Genomic DNA, 16,266 nt, shown 5'->3' with positions numbered 1-16,266 from the left:
AGAGTTCAGAGCGAGTGACAAAATTGTGTTCTAGGGATTGGGCAAGTGTGACCAGTTAATTTTCCAGTTTGGTATTAGATAGAAAAAAAGCGTGCTAAGCACGCTTTTTTGAGCAGAGGCCATAAAATTAGTGATTAATCACTCGAGGCAACTCTTTTTCTTCTTCTCGTAAGGTCAAGACTTCTACGCCAGTTTGGGTAACAAGTAATGTATGTTCCCACTGAGCTGAATTTTTACCGTCAGAGGTGGTGACTGTCCAGTTATCTTTCTTATCCAGAACGCTAGTATGGCGGCCGGCATTAATCATAGGTTCGATAGTGAAGCACATGCCTGGGCGTAATACGGTTTTGTCATTATTTTTGTAATGCATGACCTGTGGCTCTTCATGAAAGCCTGCGCCAATGCCGTGACCGCAGTAATCGGTCACAATGCTGTATTTTTCAAGGCCGGTTTTCTTTGATTTGATGAACTTTTCAATCAAGGTGCCGATTTCACCTAACTTCATGCCTGGACGCACTTTTTTAATGCTGAGATATAACGCTTCTTGGGCGATACGGCATAGGCGAGCGTTCTTTGGACTGACATCGCCGATAAGGAACATCTTAGAGGTATCACCGTGGTAACCATCAACAATGACCGTGATATCAATATTGATGATATCACCATCAATAAGCGGACGATCACTTGGAATGCCGTGACAGATCACATCGTTAATTGAGGTGCAAATTGATTTTGGAAAACCATGATAATCAAGAGGTGCAGAGATAGCGTCATTATCTTCAGTGAATTTAGCGCAGATAGCGTTTAATTCATTGGTCGTCGCACCCGCTTTGACATGTGGTGCGATCATTTCGAGTACTTGTGCGGCTAGTTTACCCGCGGCACGCATCTTTTCAATCTCTTCAGCTGTCTTAATTACTATACTCATTCTAGTATCTCTTAGTCTTTAAATTGTCGTCTTTCAATCTGACGATTATGCCTGAAAAACGACGTAAATATTTGTGCTTTTTTTCATATTATGGTATAAAGCGCGCCGTTATGTTTGACTCTTGTCGATCTCACCTTAAGGTGGTTCGTTCGAGTTAAGATGGCGGCCATTATACATGGCTATTGATAAATACTAAATCACACACATATCGACACGTTCTTCGGGGTGCCCTCAATAGGGTCGAAGATATGGGATATGTGGAGGTCTAACCCCTAATATTTTAAGGTAAATAAAATGACTACAGTTTCAATGCGCGACATGCTACAAGCCGGTGTTCACTTCGGTCACCAGACTCGTTACTGGAACCCAAAGATGAAGCCATTCATCTTCGGCGCTCGTAACGGTGTTCACATCATCAACCTAGAGCACACTGTACCAATGTTCAACGAAGCACTTGCTTTCATCAGCAACGTTGCATCTAAGAAAGGTAAAGTTCTTTTTGTTGGTACTAAGCGTGCTGCAAGCGAAGCTATCAAAGAAGCTGCTGTTTCTTGTGATCAGTACTATGTTGATCACCGTTGGTTAGGTGGTATGTTGACTAACTGGAAAACAGTTCGTCAATCAATCAAGCGTCTTAAAGACCTTGAAAGCCAGTCTGTAGACGGTACTTTCGACAAGCTGACTAAGAAAGAAGCGCTAATGCGTACTCGTGAACTTGATAAGCTAGAGAAGTCTCTAGGTGGTATCAAGAACATGGCTGGTCTACCAGACGTGATTTTCGTAATCGGTGCTGACCACGAGCATATCGCTATTAAAGAAGCTAACAACCTAGGTATTCCAGTTGTTGCTGTTGTTGATACAAACTCTTCTCCAGACGGTATCAACTACATCGTTCCTGGTAACGATGATGCTATGCGTTCTATCCGTCTTTACACTGGTGCTGTTGCTGCTGCTGCGAAAGCTGGCCGTGGTCAAGACCTAGCTGTACAAGCTGAGCAAGACGGTTTCGTAGAAGCTGAATAATAAAGGTCGATGATTTTCATCACCCTTATTAACCAAGATACATGATTGGTGAACAGGGGCGCTCTCATTTAAACTGATAGGCCCCTGTTTTATATCTATTGAATTTGAAGAATTATCTGTAGAGGATTTAGCAATGGCAATTACTGCTGCCCAAGTTAAAGAACTTCGTGACCGCACTGGCGCTGGCATGATGGACTGTAAAAAAGCACTGACTGAAACTAACGGTGACATCGAGTTAGCAATTGATAACATGCGTAAGAGCGGTGCTGCTAAGGCTGCTAAAAAAGCGGGTAACATCGCTGCTGAAGGTACTATCCTTATCAAGCAAGGTGAAGGTTACGCTGCTCTACTAGAAGTTAACTGTCAAACTGACTTCGTAGCAAAAGATTCTAACTTCCTAGCATTTGCTAACGAAGTACTAGATGTTGCTGCAGCATCTAAAGTAACTATCGAAGATTTGAAAGCACAGTTCGAAGAGACTCGTGTTGCACTAGTTGCAAAAATCGGCGAAAACATCAACGTTCGTCGCGTTGAATACATCGATGGTGCAAACCTAGCACAATACCGTCACGGTGATCGTATCGGTGTTGTTGTTACTGGTGAAGCTGACGAAGACACACTAAAGCACATTGCTATGCATGTTGCTGCGTCTAAGCCTGAGTATGTTAACCCTTCTGACGTTCCTGCTGAAGTTGTTGAGAAAGAAAAAGCACTTCAAATCGAAATCGCTATGAACGAAGGTAAGCCTGCTGAGATCGCTGAGAAGATGGTTGTCGGTCGTATGAAGAAGTTCACTGGTGAGGTTTCTCTTACTGGTCAAGCTTTCATCATGGAACCAAAGAAAACTGTTGGCGAAATTCTTAAAGAGAAAGGCGCTTCAGTAACTAACTTCATCCGCTTAGAAGTGGGTGAAGGTATCGAAAGAAAAGAAGAAGATTTTGCTGCTGAAGTAGCTGCACAAATCGCTGCTACAAATAAGGCTTAATCTCCTTTTTTAGCAAACATAAGACCGTAGCAATTGCTGCGGTCTTATCGTATATACTCGAATAGTTTTGTGTTTTGCTAAGTAACATTCGGTATAACTATTCCAGTGTATAACCCTATCGCCATAATCAGGACTAATAAATATGAGTACCAATCCTAAACCTGCATTTCGTCGTGTTCTTTTAAAACTAAGTGGTGAAGCCCTAATGGGTGAAGAAGGCTTCGGCATTGATCCTAAAGTGCTTGATCGTATGGGGCAGGAGATCAAAGAGCTAGTAGAGCTAGGTATTCAAGTGGGTGTTGTCATTGGCGGTGGTAACTTGTTCAGAGGTGAAGGTCTGGCTAACGCGGGTATGAACCGTGTAGTGGGCGATCACATGGGCATGTTGGCAACAGTGATGAACGGCTTAGCAATGCGTGATTCGTTGCACCGTGCATATGTTAATGCACGTTTAATGTCAGCTATTCCGCTTAAAGGCGTATGTGATGACTATAACTGGGCTGAAGCAATTAGTTTGCTTAAATCAGGCCGTGTTGTTATTTTTGCTGCAGGTACAGGTAACCCATTCTGTACGACTGACTCTGCTGCGTGTTTACGCGGTATTGAGATTGAAGCAGAAGTAGTGATTAAAGGCACGAAAGTTGACGGTGTTTATTCAGATGATCCAGTTAAAAACCCAGAAGCCGTCAAGTATGATGTAATGGGGTACAATGAAGTACTCGAAAAAGAATTGAAAGTAATGGATTTGGCTGCATTCACTATGGCCAGAGACCATAATATGCCATTGCTTGTATTTAACATGAATAAACCAGGTGCACTGCGCCGCGTTATCATGGGCGAGCAAGAAGGCACAATGATTAAAGCTGATTAAGCAATATTTAGTGACTTAAAAGGACATATAACGTGATAAACGAAATTAAGAGCGATGCGCAAACTCGCATGGACAAGTGTGTAGAGTCAACAAAAACTCAAATGGCTAAAGTTCGTACTGGCCGTGCACACCCAAGCTTATTGGATACTATCCAAGTACCTTACTACGGTTCGCTGACTCCGCTTAAGCAAGTTGCAAGTGTCTCTATTGGCGATGCTCGTACGTTAACGGTATCTGTATTTGACCGTACTATGATTGCAGCTGTTGAAAAGGCAATCATGAGTTCAGATCTTGGTTTAAACCCAATGTCTGCAGGCGCGACTATTCGCATTCCATTGCCAGCCCTAACTGAAGAGCGTCGTAAAGACCTTATCAAAGTGGTTCGTGCAGAAGCAGAAAACGGCCGTATTGCTATCCGTAATGTTCGCCGTGATGCTAATTCGAATGTAAAAGAATTAGAGAAAGACAAAGAGTGCACTGAAGATGACGTTCGTCGCAGTGAAGATGATGTGCAGAAGCTAACTGATGCGCACATTAAGCTAATCGATGAAATCTTGGCTGCTAAAGAAAAGGAGCTGATGGAGTTCTAATCGTACTCATCAGCATAGGGGAATGTTCACTATTTAGGTTGATTTTTAATGAGGCCTTGTGCAGATTTTTTGCTTCTTTATTGAGAAGTAGCGAGCTTTTTGCGACAGGTATTAAGCTTCACAGTTCACGCCTTGTAATAAAAGCGGCGAGCTCGGACAAAAATTAAACTTGAATGGACAACATGCCCTAGAGTTCAGACGCCGTGTAGAGTTATACTACACGGCGTTTGTCTATTTTTAAGGGTTGTAATAGATGTCAATCGATTCCCAATCTGACACTGAAGTGACAGAGACATTACCAAATGAGATATCGACTTTGGTAAAACAGTCTATCCCCAAACACGTTGCTATCATTATGGATGGTAATGGTCGTTGGGCACAGGCGCAGGGAAAGCCAAGAGTCATCGGCCATAAGGCGGGTGTAAAGGCGGTTAGGCGAGCGGTGAGTACGGCCCGAAATTTGGGTGTTGAATCATTAACATTGTTTGCGTTTTCTAGTGAAAACTGGCGCAGACCAGACAAAGAAGTCAGCTTGTTAATGGAGCTGTTTTTTACAGTGCTTCAGCGTGAACTTAAGCTGTTACACAACAATGGGGTTCGCCTCAATATTATCGGTGATATCAGTCGATTTTCTCCCCGTTTGCAAAAGCAGATTGCAGCAGCAGAAGAGAAAACGGCAGACAATCATGATTTAGTGCTTAATGTCGCGGCCAACTACGGTGGACGATGGGACATTATGCAAGCGGCGCAAAAATTAGCAGCTAAGGTCGAATCTGGTGAAATGAGCAGCACTCAGTTTACCGAAGAGGCAATTAGTGAGCATTTGTGCATGCAAAATCAAGCCGAAGTTGATTTAATGATCCGCACAGGTGGTGACTATCGCATAAGTAACTTTGTCTTGTGGCAAGCCGCTTACGCTGAGTTAGTCTTTACTGACACTCTGTGGCCGGATTTTGATGAGGATGCGTTTAAAGACGCGATTGCTATTTTTGCTAATCGTCAGCGTCGATTCGGTTTGACAGGAACTCAAATCGATACCATCCGCTCTTTATAATAATTAATGAGGGAAGTTTTTTGCTAAAACAACGAATAATAACAGCAATATGGTTAATCCCCTTAGTTTTTGGTGCCATTTTCGGTTTACCGACTGAGTATTTTTCTTGGGCACTATTGGGAGTCTTTTTAATAGCCGCCAAGGAGTGGGGGCGTATTATCGATAGCAACTGTGAGATGACTCAATGGAGTTTCACCGTCACTATCGGCGTCCTATTAACCGCGCTAAACCTAATGGTGCCAGCTGATGAAATTTGGCACCGTGGTATGCTACATCCGATATTTCTCGCGGTGATCCTAATTGGTGGGTTCTGGTGGTTTATGTCGTTCATCATGGTGTTATCTTTCCCGAAAAGCGCACGCTTCTGGGAAAATAGCCACATGCTGAAATCCATGTTTGGTCAGTTGACCCTGATCCCATGTTTCGTTTCGTTACTTTCCCTTAAGGCACTTAGTACTCAAGCATCGCCATATTACGGTGGCACCTTGGTATTTTTAGTTATGCTTGTCGTTTGGGCTACAGACTCAGGTGCTTATTTTGCAGGTAAGCGATTTGGTAAGCGCAAGCTTATGCCAAATGTGAGTCCAGCCAAAACGATAGAAGGGTTGCTCGGTGGTCTGTTGACGACCATGTTAGTGGTTGCAGGTATTATGTATTTCTCACCAGAGCAAGAGATTGGTTTACTTATCGCTGTGACTTTATTTACTGCACTAGCCTCTGCAGTAGGCGACTTGTCTGAAAGTATGTTTAAGCGAGTGGCGAAAATTAAAGACTCTGGCACGATCCTACCGGGTCACGGTGGCGTATTAGATAGAATCGATAGCCTCACGGCTGCTTTACCTGTATTCACATTAATCTATATAGCTTTTTGGATGTAACTAAATGCAAAACATGGTGATTTTAGGCGCGACCGGCTCTATCGGAGCGAGCACTTTAAGTGTTGTCGCGTGTAATCCTGAGCAGTACAAGGTATTTGCACTGGTCGCAAATACCAATGTCGCAAAGATGCTAGAGATCTGTACTTTGCATCAACCTAAAATTGCCCATATGGTCGATGCAAATGCTGCTCAAGCACTGAAGCAGCAACTGCCAAGCCATTTAAATATCGAAGTGACAAGCGGTGAAGATGAACTCTTATCGCTTGTCAGTAGCAATGACGTTGATACGGTGATGGCGGCCATTGTTGGCGCAGCCGGCTTGCCTTCGACACTTGCGGCGGTTAACGCCGGTAAGCGAGTGTTACTTGCCAATAAAGAGTCACTGGTGATGTCGGGTCAATTGTTTATTGAAGCGATGCAAAACTCTGGTGCGCAAGTGTTACCCGTCGATAGTGAACACAATGCCATTTTTCAGTGTTTGTCTGAGCGTTCTCAGCTTGAAATTGGCCGCTGCGATCTAGTGGCTGCAGGGGTTTCTCACATCTTGCTGACAGGTTCTGGCGGACCATTTTTAACGTCTGATTTGGCTACGTTATCGGCAATGACTCCTGAGCAGGCTTGTAAGCATCCTAACTGGTCTATGGGGCGTAAAATCTCGGTTGATTCGGCGACCATGATGAACAAAGGTCTTGAGTACATTGAGGCGCGTTGGTTGTTTAACGCCAGTCCTGAGCAGCTAAAGGTTGTGATCCACCCTCAAAGTGTGATTCATTCTATGGTGCAGTATCGTGACGGCTCAGTGTTAGCACAGCTAGGCAACCCCGATATGCGTACACCGATTGCTCATTGTATGTCTTTTCCACAGAGAATTAACTCAGGAGTTGAACCTTTAGACTTTTTCAAAGTCGGACAGTTAAGCTTCTTAGAACCTGATTTTAATCGTTTCCCCTGTTTAGCGCTGGCGATCGAAGCCTGTAAGCAAGGCCAGGAAGCGACAACGGTATTAAACGCTGCCAACGAAATTTCGGTACAAGCATTTTTAGATGGCAAGATACGTTTTACCGATATAGCAAGAATAAACGAACAAAGCTTAATGAATACGGCGACGCATCCATTAAACAGTATCGATGATATTTTGGCGTTAGACTTTCAAAGTCGTCAATACACGTTAGACGCTATCACTAAGCTCAATTAGTTCAGAGGAAAGGAATGATCGATTTTTTATGGAACCTAGGTTCCTTTGTTGTTGCATTGGGGATATTAATTGCTGCTCATGAATATGGGCACTTTTGGGTCGCACGTCGCTGCGGCGTAAAAGTTGAGCGCTTCTCTATCGGTTTTGGTCGGGCTATTTGGCGCAAGACTGGCAAAGATGGCACAGAGTATGTCCTTGCGATGATCCCACTGGGTGGCTATGTCAAAATGCTCGACGAGCGCGTTGATGAGGTGCCTGAAGAGTTAAAAGAACAAGCCTTTAACCGTAAGTCAGTTTGGCAGCGCATCGCCATTGTAAGTGCTGGCCCCATTGCTAACTTTATCTTTGCGATTATTGCATTGTACGCCATGTATCTTATTGGCGTTCCAGCCATTAAACCAATCATCGACTCAACTATCGCGGGCACACCTGCTGCGCAAATCGTGGTTAAAGAGCCGATGCAGATCATGGCGATTGGTAGCCAAAAAGTCAGGGATTGGGAAGAAGTTAATCTCGCCCTAGCTGGACACATAGGTGACAGTAATGTCGATGTGACCGTCGCGCCACTGTCTCGCTTGCAAGGCTCGTCTGGCGATGAGCATACCTATTCGTTAAATACACAAGATTGGAAGATTAACCCCGAAAAAGAACTGCCGATCACCGCTATTGGTCTTGGCATGTATCGTCCTGCGATATTACCCACACTGGCACTCGTTAGTGATGATGGCGCAGCGGGTCAAGCCGGTATCAAGGTGGGTGACACCTTAGTTGCGATTGATGGTGAAAAATACCAAGATTGGCCGCGTTTCGTAGAGATTATTCAGGGCTCAGCCAATAAGCCTGTCAGCATTACCATACGTCGTGATGGAGAGCAGTTCACGGTTAAGGTAACGCCTAAGTCTCGTGAAAATGCTGAAGGTCAACTTGAAGGCGTGATTGGCGTGGCCCCAACATCTGAACCATGGCCAGAAAACATGAAGATACAATTGGAATACGGATTTTTAGATTCTTTTCCAGTTGCAGTCGATAAAACATGGCAACTTGTCTCTGTCAGCATTAAGATGATTGGCAAGTTACTTACTGGTGACGTTTCAGTTAAAAACTTGAGTGGTCCTATTTCTATTGCACAAGGTGCGGGAAATAGCGCTGACGTCGGACTGGTATATTTTTTAGGTTTTCTTGCATTGATTAGCGTGAACTTAGGCATTATCAATTTATTGCCTTTGCCAGTGTTAGATGGGGGACACCTTTTGTATTACTTCATTGAGGTAATTACAGGCAGGCCTGTACCGGATAAGGTACAGGAAATTGGATTCAGAATTGGGGCAGCTATGCTGCTGATGTTGATGAGTGTTGCGCTTTTCAATGACTTTTCCCGACTCTGAGCAAGGACAGACAAATAATTAGAAGTGCTCTATGAGATTGAATAAACTTTTTGCCTCGATGTTATTAGTCGGAGCGTCTTTTTCAGGGAACGGTTGGGCCGAAACATTCCAACCTTTTGAAGTAGCTGATATCCAAGTTGAAGGTTTACAGCGAGTGGCACTCGGTGCGGCTTTGCTCAACCTACCTGTGAAGGTTGGGGATACTGTTGATCAATTAAAATTGCAACAAGCAATAAAAAGCTTATATGCATCAACTAACTTCGAAAAAATTGAAGTGCTGCGCGATGGTAATGTGTTGGTCGTTAAAGTGACTGAGCGCCCAACCATCAGCTCTGTTACCTTTGAAGGTAACAAAGATATTAAAGATGAGCAGTTACAAGAGAGTCTTGATGGCTCTGGTGTGAAAGTCGGCGAGTCTCTCGACCGTACTATGCTCTCTGGTATCGAAAAAGGCTTGCAGGATTTCTATTACGGCGTAGGTAAGTACGGTGCTAAAGTTAAAGCCGAAATTATCAATCTACCCCGTAACCGAGTTGAGCTTAAGTTCACCTTTACCGAAGGTTTAGCTGCTGAAATTCGTCAGATTAATGTCGTGGGTAACACCGAGTTTAGTGATGCTGAGCTTATCGGCATGCTTGAGCTAAAAGACTATGTCGCTTGGTGGGATCTGTTTGGCGAGCGCCGTTATCAAAAACAAAAGCTACAAGCTGATCTTGAAACGATTAAGACTTACTACCAAAACCGTGGCTACATTCGTTTTGATGTAACCTCTACGCAGGTGGCAATGACACCTGATCGTAAAGGACTCTATATTACGATTAACGTCGATGAAGGTGAGCAGTACAAAGTCAAAGACGTTAATCTAACTGGCGACTTAATGGGTAAAGAAGAGGTGCTTGAAGCCATCTTACCTTTGAAAGCCGGTGATATGTATAACGGCGGTGATGTGACCTTTACCGAAGAGATGTACGGTAAATACTTAGGTCGATTTGGTTACGCCTATCCTGAAGTGAAAACCTACCCAGAAATTGATGATGAAACGAAAGAGGTAAACCTCAACATCAACATCAATCCTGGCAAGCGTGTATATGTTCGTAATATCAGCTTTACGGGTAACACGGTAACGAAAGATGAAGTCATGCGTCGTCAGTTACGTCAGATGGAAGGTGCTTGGCTTAACTCTGCGCAAGTAGAGCTGTCAAAATCTAATCTTAACCGTTTAGGTTACTTCGAGACTGTTGATACTGAAACTGTGCAAGTGCCAGGTACCGATGATTTAGTCGATGTGGCATTTAGTGTTAAAGAGCAGCCATCAGGCTCATTTAATGCTGGCGTTGGTTACGGTACTGAATCTGGACTTAGTCTTCAGTTTGGTGTTCAGCAAAGTAACTTCTTAGGCACGGGTAATCAGGCTGGTATTAATTTAAACACCAACAAATACTCTAAGAACGTCAATATTAACTATACCGATCCATACTTCACTAAAGATGGCGTGAGCCTAGGTGGTAGTATCTATTGGAGTGAGTTTGATGCTGATGAGGCAAACCTTGAAGCCTATAAGAACAGCTCTTATGGTATTTCGTTAAACTCAGGTTTCCCTATTAACGAATATAACCGTATTAACGGTGGTATTGGATATCGTCATAACGAGATCTCTGAAATCTCTGCTTATGAGCAAGCGATTCGCTTCTACGATATTTACCGTGACAGTGATGATCCAAATGCTGGCTTAGCTTTCGATAACTTCGAATTAAGTCTGGGTTGGTCACGCAGTAACTTAAACCGTGGTACTTTCCCATCGGATGGTTCATCACAGCGTTTAAACGGTAAGATGACGGTACCAGGTTCTGATCTGCAGTATTTTAAAGCGGATTTTGATACAAGCTTTTACTTCCCACTTAACCGTAATCACAGCTTTGTTGTGCTAAGCCGAGCGCGTTTAGGTTACGGTAACGGTTACGGTAAGTTTAACGATAATGACCAGATCTTACCTTTCTGGGAAAACTATTACTCGGGTGGTAGCAGCTCATTGCGTGGCTTTAAGTCTAACTCAGTGGGTCCGCGCTCATTCTACTTGTATCGTGGCAGCGAGCCATGTGCGCCAGATCCATCGGGTGAAGGTTGTAGCTTACCTGGCGATCCTAACCAGATTCAGGTGAGTTCAGGTCGCTCAATTGGTGGTAACGCCATTGCAACTGCCAGTTTAGAGCTTATTGTGCCTACCCCATTCCTGGACGAGGCTTATACAAATTCTGTACGTACTAGTTTCTTTGTGGATGCCGGTAACGTGTGGGACACTGAGTTTGACTACGATTCATATCGTTACCTTCCAGTTGAAGAGTTTGATAGACTAGAAGATTATAGCGATCCGAGCCGTATTCGTGCCTCTTGGGGTATGAGCGTGCAGTGGCTATCGCCGATGGGACCTATGGTCTTTAGCCTTGCATGGCCAATCAAGGAATACGAGGATGATGAAACTGAAATCTTCTCGTTTAATATTGGTAAAACTTTCTAAAATCAATTTGAAAAAATCGGCAAGTTTTGCTGAGATAAAGGAGTTTGTTTTGAATAAGATGTTGAATCGCGCAATGATGGTTTTGGTTCTTTTAGGTGCACCGCTAGCGGCACACGCAGAAAAGATCGCAGTAGTTGATATGCAAGCAGTTTTTGAGCAGTTGCCACAGCGCGAGCAAGTGAACGAAACATTAAAAGCTGAGTTCGGTGACCGTGTTGCTGATGTGCAAAAGATGCAAGAAGAGCTTCGTGGTTTGCTAGAAAAACAGCAACGTGATGCGGCGCTAATGAGCGAGTCACAAAAGACCGACATGATGCGTAAAATGGAATCTATGAAAGCTGAGCTACAATTGAAAGGCAAAGCGTTAGATGAAGATATGCGTCGCCGTAACGGTGAAGAGCAAAACAAGCTACTGCTTGAAGTTCAAAAGACAATTAATACTATTGCTGAAAAAGAGCAGTATGACATGGTACTTCAACGTGGTGCTGTTATCTATGTTAAGCCAAGTGCTGACATCAGTAACAAAGTGGTTGAAGCTTTAGGTAAAGGCAAGTAAATAGATGAAAAGCTATACTTTAAGAGTATTGGCTGACCATTTAAATGCAGACGTTCAAGGTGATGACTCAGTTGAAATTTCAACTGTAGGCACCTTGGACGGTGCAGGTTCAGGTCAAATCTCTTTTTTGGCAAATTCAAAGTATCGTTCGCAGCTGACTAGTTCAGCTGCGTCTGCGATCTTAATGACGCCTAAAGATGCAGAAGGTTTTACAGGCAATGCGATTGTATTAAATGATCCCTATGTCGGTTTTGCTCGCATCGCACAATTTCTTGATACAACCCCAAAGGCGGCAGACGGTATCCACCCATCGGCACAAATAGCGGCCTCGGCCATGCTAGGTGAAAGCGTGGCAATTGGTGCGAATGCGGTCATTGGCGAGAATGTTATTCTTGGTAATAACGTTCAAGTTGGGGCGGGCTGTGTTATTGGTCAAGATAGTGTGATTGGTTCAAATACACTGTTATGGGCTAATGTAACGGTTTATCACAACGTTCATTTAGGCCAAGATTGCATCATCCATTCGGGAACGATTTTAGGTTCTGATGGTTTCGGTTACGCTAATGAACGCGGTCAGTGGGTTAAGATCCCGCAAACTGGTGGTGTGCGTATTGGTGATCGAGTTGAAATCGGTGCTAACACGACGGTAGACCGAGGCGCCATAGCCCATACTGAAATTCACGACGGGGTTATTCTAGATAACCAAGTCCAGATTGCCCATAACGATATTATCGGTGCTAATACTGCTATAGCAGGTAGTACGGTTGTTGCGGGTAGTGTAACGATTGGCAAGTATTGTATTATCGGCGGTAATTGTGCGATTTCAGGTCATTTAAGTATTGCTGATGGCGTACATGTGACTGGCAGTACCAACGTCACTAGCATTATTCGCGAAAAAGGCGTTTATTCATCGGCAACAGCCGCAATGGATAATAAGCTGTGGCGTAAGAATACCGTTCGTTTTAGACAGCTAGATACGCTATTTCAGCGCGTAAAAGCACTGGAAAATAACGTAAAGTAAATGACTGCTTTGTGCAGATAAAGGAAAGATTCGTGTCAAATCAATTGAATACAATGGATATCAAAGAGATCCTAAAATTTTTACCTCATAGGTATCCATTTTTATTGATCGATAGAGTATTGGATTTCACACCAGGTGAAACCTTACACGCTATTAAAAACGTCACAATTAATGAGCCATTTTTTCAGGGACATTTCCCGGTTCAACCTGTGATGCCAGGCGTATTGATTTTAGAGGCTATGGCGCAGGCTACAGGACTCCTTGCTTTTAAAACCATGAGCGATGAGCCGTCTAATGACGCGTTATACTATTTTGCCGGTATTGATAAAGCGCGTTTTAAGCGCGTTGTTGAGCCTGGTGACCAACTTCATTTTGAAGTGCAAATGATTAAAGAGCGCCGTGGGATTGGCGTGTTTACTGGCGTTGCTAAAGTGGATGGCGAGATTGTTTGTTCAGCGGAAATCATGTGTGCACGTAGAGAGATTTCTAAGTGATTGATAAATTAGCTTATGTTCACCCTGATGCCAAAATAGGCAAAAATGTCACTATTGGTCCGTGGACCTATATTGGTGCTGATGTTGAAATCGGTGATGACTGTTGGTTCAGTTCACACGTTGTTGTGAAAGGACCTACCGTCATTGGTAAAGGTAATAAGTTTTACCAATTTGCCTCAGTGGGTGAAGATTGCCAAGATAAGAAATACGCCGGTGAAGCAACCCGATTAATTATTGGCGACAATAACGTTATTCGTGAGTCTGTCACCATTCACCGTGGTACCACTCAAGATGAGTGGGAAACACGTATTGGCTCTAACAACCTATTTATGGCCTATGTGCATATCGCTCATGACTGTGTGGTAGGTAACAACGTCATTATGGCTAATAACGCATCGATTGCCGGTCATGTTCATGTTGGTGATTGGGCTATTTTAGGTGGCATGACCGGTGTGCATCAGTTCGTGCATATTGGTGCTCACGCCTTCACGGCTGGTAGCTCCCTTATCCTTAACGATGTGCCGCCTTTTGTGATGGCATCGGGTCAGCCTGCGATTCCTCGAGGTTTGAACATCGAAGGATTAAAGCGCCGTGGATTCTCAAAAGAATCACAGCTTTCAGTCCGCAGAGCCTATAAGACTCTATATCGCAGCAACTTAACGGTTGCAGAAGCGATTGAGCAGCTTAAAGAGGCTGCAGTTGATGACGAACAAGTTCAAATGCTAATTGAATTTGTTGCTTCCTCTCAGCGAGGCATCATCCGCTAAGTAAGTTATTGAACCCGTGTAAAAGCGGGTTCTTTCTTTCCTCCCATTATTAACCACAGACGTTATTCTATGAGTTCAAACAATCCTCGTGTATTTGCAATGGTTGCCGGAGAGATCTCGGGCGACATCCTCGGAGCAGGCTTAATAAAAGCGTTGCAGAAGCAATATCCTGATGCTCGATTTATTGGGGTTGGTGGTCCACGTATGGACGCCCTTGGTTTTGAGTCTATCTTCTCTTATGAAGAGCTGGCTGTTATGGGAATTGTTGAAGTATTGTCACGCCTACCGAGACTACTAAAAGTTCGAGCAACATTAGTTGATGAGTTCACTAAGCTGAATCCCGATTGTTTTATTGGCATCGACGCACCCGATTTTAATATTGGCTTGGAACTCAAGCTTAAAGCTCGGGGTATTAAAACCGTACATTACGTCAGTCCATCTGTATGGGCGTGGCGACCTAAACGTATTTTTAAAATCGCTAGGGCAACGGATATGGTGTTGTCATTGTTACCTTTTGAAAAAGCGTTTTACGATGAATACCAAGTGCCTTGCACCTTTGTTGGACATACGTTAGCCGATGACATTGAGCTTGAAAGTGATAAAGCACAGGCACGTGAATTACTCGGTCTGGATAAAGATGCTGAGTATTTAGCGATATTACCTGGTTCTCGTGGTGGTGAGCTTAAGATGTTAGCCGAGCCCTTTGTTAAAGCGGCAACCCTAATCAAGCAGCGCTATCCTGATATTAAATTTGTTACGCCTTTGGTTAATCAAAAACGTCGCGATCAATTCGAGCTTGCCTTACGCGAGTATGCGCCAGATTTAGAGATCCACCTCATTGAAGGTCATTCTCGTGAAGTGATGGCGGCGGCTGATTGTATTTTATTGGCATCGGGCACAGCCACGCTTGAAGCTATGTTAGTTAAGCGACCTATGGTGGTGGCATATCGAGTGAGTCCTATCACTTATCGTATCGCCAAAGGCATGATGCTGACTAAACGCTATTCATTGCCTAACCTACTGGCAGATGAAGATATTGTTGAAGAGCTTATTCAAGCAGATTGTACGCCAGAGAAAATAGCAACAGCAGTGTCAAAGCAGTTGGACGATGATTTTACACCGCTGCATGACCGTTTCATGTCAATTCATCAAATGATAAGACGAGACGCCAGTGCTCGCGCAGCTGATGCGGTGATAAAACTGATTGAGGAACAAGCATAATGGCTGTAATAAAAGATATCACTCCTGAACAAGTGGCCCAAATTTGTATTGGTCAATACGCAGGTGTTGATGAAGTAGGCCGCGGACCTTTGATTGGTAATGTTGTCACCGCAGCGGTGATTTTAGATCCTAATAACCCTATCGAAGGGTTAAATGATTCTAAGAAACTGTCAGAGAAAAAGCGTGAGTTGCTGTTTGAACAAATTCAGCAAAAGGCCTTAAGTGTTAGTGTGGGCTCAGCGACACCAGCTGAAATTGACGATCTAAATATTTTGCATGCGACTATGCTGGCGATGCAGCGTGCTGTTGCAGGGCTCAGTATTAAGCCAAGCAGTGTGTTAGTCGATGGTAATCGCAGTCCTGACTTTGGTGTGCTCAGTCATGCAATTATCAAAGGTGATGGCCTTATCGATGCGATTAGTGCAGCTTCAATTATTGCCAAGGTTGTTCGTGATAGAGAGATGGATGTCCTTGCTGCGCAATACCCAGATTATGGTTTTGACAAACATAAAGGTTACCCTACTAAAGCGCACTTTGAAGCACTCGCAGAGCACGGTGTACTGCCTGAGCATCGTAAAAGCTTTCGCCCCGTTCGTGAGGCATTAATTTAGCTCGACACAATTTTTCCGGTGAAAGATTTACTTGCTTGAGGCATCCTTTTGCCGGAAAATTAACTCATCAGCCTGAGCGATTGCAGTTAAACTTGTTTGCAATCACCCCATGTTTTACTCTGTAAGATTGACCAGCAGTCTTCATTTATCAAAAAAGAAAGATACTCCTAAT

At 43.8% G+C, this 16,266-nt stretch carries 16 protein-coding genes; 15 read left to right on the top strand and 1 reads right to left on the bottom strand.

Annotation, left to right across the window (positions count from 1 at the left end):
* Window positions 1-127 precede the first annotated feature (127 nt).
* Window positions 128-928: a type I methionyl aminopeptidase gene (gene map, locus ACVBIO_RS19315; RefSeq protein WP_447173221.1), complete on the bottom strand. Its 801-nt coding sequence runs from the start codon at window positions 926-928 to the stop codon at window positions 128-130.
* 294 nt (window positions 929-1,222) lie between these two features.
* On the opposite strand from map, the gene rpsB reads away from it, so the two are divergent.
* The 15 genes from rpsB to rnhB all read left to right on the top strand — a co-directional run bounded on the left by rpsB (window position 1,223) and on the right by rnhB (window position 16,094).
* The gene (rpsB, locus tag ACVBIO_RS19310; RefSeq protein ID WP_447160595.1) at window positions 1,223-1,951 is read left to right on the top strand and encodes a 30S ribosomal protein S2; all 729 of its coding nucleotides are present in this window, start codon (window positions 1,223-1,225) and stop codon (window positions 1,949-1,951) included.
* Window positions 1,952-2,084: 133 nt separating this feature from the next.
* Complete coding sequence (tsf, locus tag ACVBIO_RS19305) at window positions 2,085-2,936, top strand: translation elongation factor Ts (protein ID WP_447160594.1); 852 nt, start codon at window positions 2,085-2,087, stop codon at window positions 2,934-2,936.
* Between the two features lie 142 nt (window positions 2,937-3,078).
* Window positions 3,079-3,807 (top strand): UMP kinase, encoded by a 729-nt coding sequence (gene pyrH, locus ACVBIO_RS19300; RefSeq protein WP_447160593.1) that lies wholly within the window; start codon window positions 3,079-3,081, stop codon window positions 3,805-3,807.
* A 32-nt stretch (window positions 3,808-3,839) separates the two neighbouring features.
* On the top strand, window positions 3,840-4,397 hold the full coding sequence (gene frr, locus ACVBIO_RS19295; protein ID WP_447160592.1) for a ribosome recycling factor: 558 nt from the start codon (window positions 3,840-3,842) through the stop codon (window positions 4,395-4,397).
* Window positions 4,398-4,650: 253 nt separating this feature from the next.
* Window positions 4,651-5,451 carry a polyprenyl diphosphate synthase gene (uppS, locus tag ACVBIO_RS19290; RefSeq protein WP_447163613.1) on the top strand — a complete coding sequence of 267 codons (801 nt, stop codon included), beginning with the start codon at window positions 4,651-4,653 and terminating at the stop codon, window positions 5,449-5,451.
* A gap of 20 nt (window positions 5,452-5,471) precedes the next feature.
* The gene (locus ACVBIO_RS19285; protein WP_447160590.1) at window positions 5,472-6,329 is read left to right on the top strand and encodes a phosphatidate cytidylyltransferase; all 858 of its coding nucleotides are present in this window, start codon (window positions 5,472-5,474) and stop codon (window positions 6,327-6,329) included.
* A 4-nt stretch (window positions 6,330-6,333) separates the two neighbouring features.
* Window positions 6,334-7,524, top strand: a complete 1,191-nt coding sequence (ispC, locus tag ACVBIO_RS19280; RefSeq protein WP_447163612.1) for a 1-deoxy-D-xylulose-5-phosphate reductoisomerase — start codon at window positions 6,334-6,336, stop codon at window positions 7,522-7,524.
* A gap of 14 nt (window positions 7,525-7,538) precedes the next feature.
* Window positions 7,539-8,909: a sigma E protease regulator RseP gene (gene rseP / locus ACVBIO_RS19275; protein WP_447160588.1), complete on the top strand. Its 1,371-nt coding sequence runs from the start codon at window positions 7,539-7,541 to the stop codon at window positions 8,907-8,909.
* Window positions 8,910-8,940: 31 nt separating this feature from the next.
* Window positions 8,941-11,424: an outer membrane protein assembly factor BamA gene (gene bamA, locus ACVBIO_RS19270; RefSeq protein ID WP_447163611.1), complete on the top strand. Its 2,484-nt coding sequence runs from the start codon at window positions 8,941-8,943 to the stop codon at window positions 11,422-11,424.
* A 58-nt stretch (window positions 11,425-11,482) separates the two neighbouring features.
* Window positions 11,483-11,980: an OmpH family outer membrane protein gene (locus ACVBIO_RS19265; RefSeq protein ID WP_447160655.1), complete on the top strand. Its 498-nt coding sequence runs from the start codon at window positions 11,483-11,485 to the stop codon at window positions 11,978-11,980.
* Window positions 11,981-11,984: 4 nt separating this feature from the next.
* On the top strand, window positions 11,985-13,001 hold the full coding sequence (lpxD, locus tag ACVBIO_RS19260; protein WP_447173220.1) for a UDP-3-O-(3-hydroxymyristoyl)glucosamine N-acyltransferase: 1,017 nt from the start codon (window positions 11,985-11,987) through the stop codon (window positions 12,999-13,001).
* Window positions 13,002-13,033: 32 nt separating this feature from the next.
* Window positions 13,034-13,495, top strand: coding sequence for a 3-hydroxyacyl-ACP dehydratase FabZ (gene fabZ, locus ACVBIO_RS19255; RefSeq protein WP_248999623.1), 462 nt, complete (start codon window positions 13,034-13,036; stop codon window positions 13,493-13,495).
* A complete protein-coding gene (gene lpxA, locus ACVBIO_RS19250) occupies window positions 13,492-14,262 on the top strand; it encodes an acyl-ACP--UDP-N-acetylglucosamine O-acyltransferase (protein WP_447160585.1) in 771 nt (256 codons plus the stop codon). Before fabZ ends, lpxA begins: the two co-directional genes overlap by 4 nt.
* A gap of 69 nt (window positions 14,263-14,331) precedes the next feature.
* Entirely contained in the window at window positions 14,332-15,483 is a 1,152-nt protein-coding gene (gene lpxB / locus ACVBIO_RS19245) for a lipid-A-disaccharide synthase (protein WP_447160584.1), read from the top strand.
* Complete coding sequence (rnhB, locus tag ACVBIO_RS19240) at window positions 15,483-16,094, top strand: ribonuclease HII (RefSeq protein WP_447169269.1); 612 nt, start codon at window positions 15,483-15,485, stop codon at window positions 16,092-16,094. Before lpxB ends, rnhB begins: the two co-directional genes overlap by 1 nt.
* Window positions 16,095-16,266: the final 172 nt, after the last annotated feature.

The sequence above is a fragment of the Shewanella sp. 0m-8 genome (assembly GCF_052977265.1).
Note: the sequence above shows the minus strand (reverse complement) of the source record. Positions and strands in the feature narration are given on the sequence as shown.

Bases quoted from the DNA above. Each gene is read 5' to 3' on its own strand.
- map (WP_447173221.1), bottom strand. From the start codon at position 928: ATGAGTATAGTAATTAAGACAGCTGAAGAGATTGAAAAGATGCGTGCC.
- rpsB (WP_447160595.1), top strand. From the start codon at position 1,223: ATGACTACAGTTTCAATGCGCGACATGCTACAAGCCGGTGTTCACTTC.
- tsf (WP_447160594.1), top strand. From the start codon at position 2,085: ATGGCAATTACTGCTGCCCAAGTTAAAGAACTTCGTGACCGCACTGGC.
- pyrH (WP_447160593.1), top strand. From the start codon at position 3,079: ATGAGTACCAATCCTAAACCTGCATTTCGTCGTGTTCTTTTAAAACTA.
- uppS (WP_447163613.1), top strand. From the start codon at position 4,651: ATGTCAATCGATTCCCAATCTGACACTGAAGTGACAGAGACATTACCA.
- ispC (WP_447163612.1), top strand. From the start codon at position 6,334: ATGCAAAACATGGTGATTTTAGGCGCGACCGGCTCTATCGGAGCGAGC.
- rseP (WP_447160588.1), top strand. From the start codon at position 7,539: ATGATCGATTTTTTATGGAACCTAGGTTCCTTTGTTGTTGCATTGGGG.
- bamA (WP_447163611.1), top strand. From the start codon at position 8,941: ATGAGATTGAATAAACTTTTTGCCTCGATGTTATTAGTCGGAGCGTCT.
- ACVBIO_RS19265 (WP_447160655.1), top strand. From the start codon at position 11,483: ATGTTGAATCGCGCAATGATGGTTTTGGTTCTTTTAGGTGCACCGCTA.
- lpxD (WP_447173220.1), top strand. From the start codon at position 11,985: ATGAAAAGCTATACTTTAAGAGTATTGGCTGACCATTTAAATGCAGAC.
- lpxB (WP_447160584.1), top strand. From the start codon at position 14,332: ATGAGTTCAAACAATCCTCGTGTATTTGCAATGGTTGCCGGAGAGATC.
- rnhB (WP_447169269.1), top strand. From the start codon at position 15,483: ATGGCTGTAATAAAAGATATCACTCCTGAACAAGTGGCCCAAATTTGT.